The following is a 3,719-nucleotide window of genomic DNA, read 5'->3' on the forward strand; positions in this document are numbered from 1 at the left end:
GAACGCTGCCTCGCCTCTGGCACGGGCTGCGACTCGCTGACGAAGGACACCCGCGACAACTGGCCGGACGTGCCGTTCGACGCGATCTGCAAGGACGGCGACAAGTGCACCGGCAATGTCGGCCCGACGTTCTTCACCCGTAAACGGCTTACTTCGATCACCAGCTACGCGTGGAACGCAGCAGCGTCGACTCCGGCCTATGAGTCCGTGGACACCTGGTCCCTCAAGCAGCTGTACCTGGATCCGGGCGACACCGGTGACTCCACCGACCAGTCCCTGTGGCTGGACGAGATCAAACACACCGGCAAGCGCGGCGCGGACCTGTCTCTGGACCCGGTCAAATTCAGCCATGTGATGCTGCCCAACCGGGTGGACGGTACATCCGACGACATCCTGTCCCTGGACAAGCCCCGTCTGAAGACCGTCACTTCGGAAACCGGGGCGCAGACCATCGTCTCCTACGAGGAGGCGGACTGCACCGCAGCCGGCGCCAAACCGAAGGTGGACGAGAACACCAAGCGCTGCTACCCCGTGTACTGGTCGCCGAACGGGGAGAAGAACCCCATTCTGGACTGGTTCCAGAAGTACCCGGTCAGCTCGGTGTCCACCACCGACCCCTTCGGTGGTTCGGAGGCGGTCCAGCACACTTATCAATACTCAGGCGGCGGCGCCTGGCACTACGACGACAACCCGCTGACACCCGCCAAGGAACGCACTTGGTCCATCTGGCGTGGCTACCAGCGCGTCACTCACCTCACCGGGGTCTCCGGCCATCCGCAGAGCAAAACCGTCACCGTCTATCTGCGTGGTATGAACGGCGACCGTGTCCTCGGCGCGGACGGCAAGACCCCGGACTCCGACAAGCGCAAGAGCGTCGAGGTCACGGGCATCAAGGCCGCCAAGATCACGGACTCGGACCAGTACGCGGGCTTCACCCGTGAAGCGGTCACTTACAACGGTGACTCGGAGGTCACGGGCACGGTCAACGACCCATGGTCGAAACAGACGGCGACCCAGCACAAGTCGTACGCGGACACCGAGGCCTACTTCGTACGCACCGGAGCCACCCACACCCGCACTCCCATCACCAGCAAGGTCACCCCGTACGACCGGGTGCACACGGTCAAGACGACCTACGACACCTACGGCATGACCGAGACCGTCGAGGACGAGGGCGACGACGCGGCCACCGGTGACGAGAAGTGCACCCGAACCTGGTATGCCCGCAACGACGACAAGGGCATCAACTCCCTTGTCTCGCGCACTCGTACGGTTGCCGCGACCTGCGCCACCGCTGACTCCTCCCTAGACCTCCCGTCCGACTCCGAGCGTGCCGGTGATGTCATCACGGACACCGCCGTCGCCTATGACGACACCACTGCGCCCACCTGGTCGGCTTCCGAGAAGCCCACGACAGGTGACGCCACCTGGACCGGACGCGCCAAGGGGTACACCAGCGGCAACACACCGCTCTGGCAGAAGGTCGCGTCCACGACCTACGACACCCTCGGCCGACCGCTCACTGTTCAGAACACCCAGGACGTGAAGGTCTCCTCGACGACCTACACCCCCGCGACCACAGGTCCGCTCACGTCGACGGCTGCCACCGACGCCAAGTCGTTCACGACGACCACGGCACTCGACTTCGCCACCGGCGCGACCCTGAAGATCACCGACCCCAACCGCAAGGTCACCGAGAGCGAGTACGACAGCCTCGGCCGCCTCACCAAGGTCTGGCTGCCGAACCGGCTCAAGGTGCTGGGTGCCGACCCCAACTACGTCTACGGCTACCACGTCACCGACGCGGACATGTCCTGGGTGTCCACTGCGACGATCAAGGGTGACGGTTCCGGCTACAACACCTCTTACGAGTTCTACGACTCTCTGCTGCGCTCGCGTCAGGTCCAGACACCGACTCCGCAGGGTGGCCGGCTCGTCTCGCTCACCCTGTACGACTCCCGGGGCCTGGCGGTCAGCCAGGAGTCCGGGATCTGGGACAACACCTCAGTGCCCAGTGGCAAGCCGGTGCAGACCGACGCCGGCCAGGCGCCCCTTCAGACAGACACGACCTACGACGGAGCCGGTCGGCCGACGAAGGCGGTGACGAAGGTTCACGGCGTCACTCGCTGGTCGACGGACACCACCTACACGGGTGACACCGTCGCCACCACCGCCCCGACCGGCGGGCAGGCGACCGCGGTGGTCACCAACGCGCTGGGCCAGACGACGCAGCGCCGCGAGTACGCGGGCCCCACACCGACCGGCACCGACTTCACCACAACCGACTACACCTATACCGACGCGGGCCAGCAGAAGACGATCACCGGCCCCGACTCGACCTCGTGGTCCTACACCTATGACCTGTTCGGGCGGCAGGTCACGGCGTCCGATCCCGACAAGGGCAAGACGGCCACTGAGTACAACGACCTCGACCAGATCGTCAGCACCACCCCCAACGAAGACGCCTCGAAGAAGCTCCTCTACGAGTACGACGTCCTCGGCCGCAAGACCGGCATGTGGCAGGTCGACAAGTCCGACGCCCACAAGCTCGCCGCCTGGACCTTCGACTCCGCGGCCAAAGGCCAGCAGGACACGGCCACGCGCTACGACGGCGGTGTGAGCGGGAAGGCGTACACCGAAAAGGTCACCGCCTACGACGCGATGTACCAGGCTGCCCGCAGCCAGCTGATCCTTCCCGCCACGGAGCCCCTCGTCTCCGGCGGCTATGTGCCCCAGACACTGTCGTTCAGCACGGCCTACAACCTGGACGGCACGATCAAGCAGTACTCCGCTCCGGCCGCCGGAGGCCTTAGCGCGGAAACGGTGTCCTACACCTCCAATGCGCTGGGTGGTCAGCTCACTTCCCGTGGTACCACCGGATACCTCCAGGGAGCGGCGTTCTCCCCGCAGGGCGATGTGCGTCAACTCACGCTGGGAATGGACAGTACGTCCTCGGCGAAGAAGGCGTACCTGGACTGGGACTACGAGGAGGGCACCCGGCGTCTGACGCGTTCCTACGTCACCGACGACGTCCACGGTTACATGCCACAGGAGTTGAAGTTCACCCAGGACGACGCCGGCAACGTCACCTCGATCTTCGACGCCACCACGCAGGGCGGCACCACCAAGGCCGACTACCAGTGCTTCAGCTACGACGGCGAGCGCCGTCTGACCCAGGCCTGGACCCCGAAGACCGCCGACTGCGCAACGACCGGCCGCACCACCTCCAACATCGACGGCGCGGCCCCGTACTGGACGTCGTACACCTACACCACCGCCGGCCAGCGGAAGACCGAGACCCAGCACACTCCTGCCGGCGACAAGACCACCACCTACACCTACGACGCCGCCACCGACAACAAGCCCCATACCCTCGACGAGACCACCGGCGCACGCACCGGCACCTACATCTACGACGACGCCGGTGACACCACCTCCCGCCCCGGTCCCAAAGCCCAGCAGACCCTCGCCTGGAACACCGAAGGCGACCTCGCCCGCCTCACCGAGAACACCCACCAGACCGACTACCTCTACGACGCAGACGGCGAACTGCTGATCCGCCGTGCCAAGGGCGACGGCGACACCGTCCTCTACCTCGGCGCCGGCACAGAACTCCACCTCACCGTCAACGGCACCACCACCTCCGCATCCGGCACCCGCTACTACACCGCCAACGGCCAGACCATCGCCGTCCGCACCGCCACCACCGGAGTCTCGGG

General features: G+C 65.8%; 1 pseudogene. It reads left to right on the forward strand.

Annotated features, from left to right (window positions below):
- A pseudogene (locus ABZ854_RS37075) lies at positions 1 to 3,719 on the forward strand (RHS repeat-associated core domain-containing protein); the annotation flags it as partial.

This window comes from Streptomyces sp. NPDC047028, assembly GCF_040644095.1.
In the GTDB taxonomy this organism is placed as follows: Bacteria; Actinomycetota; Actinomycetes; order Streptomycetales; family Streptomycetaceae; genus Streptomyces.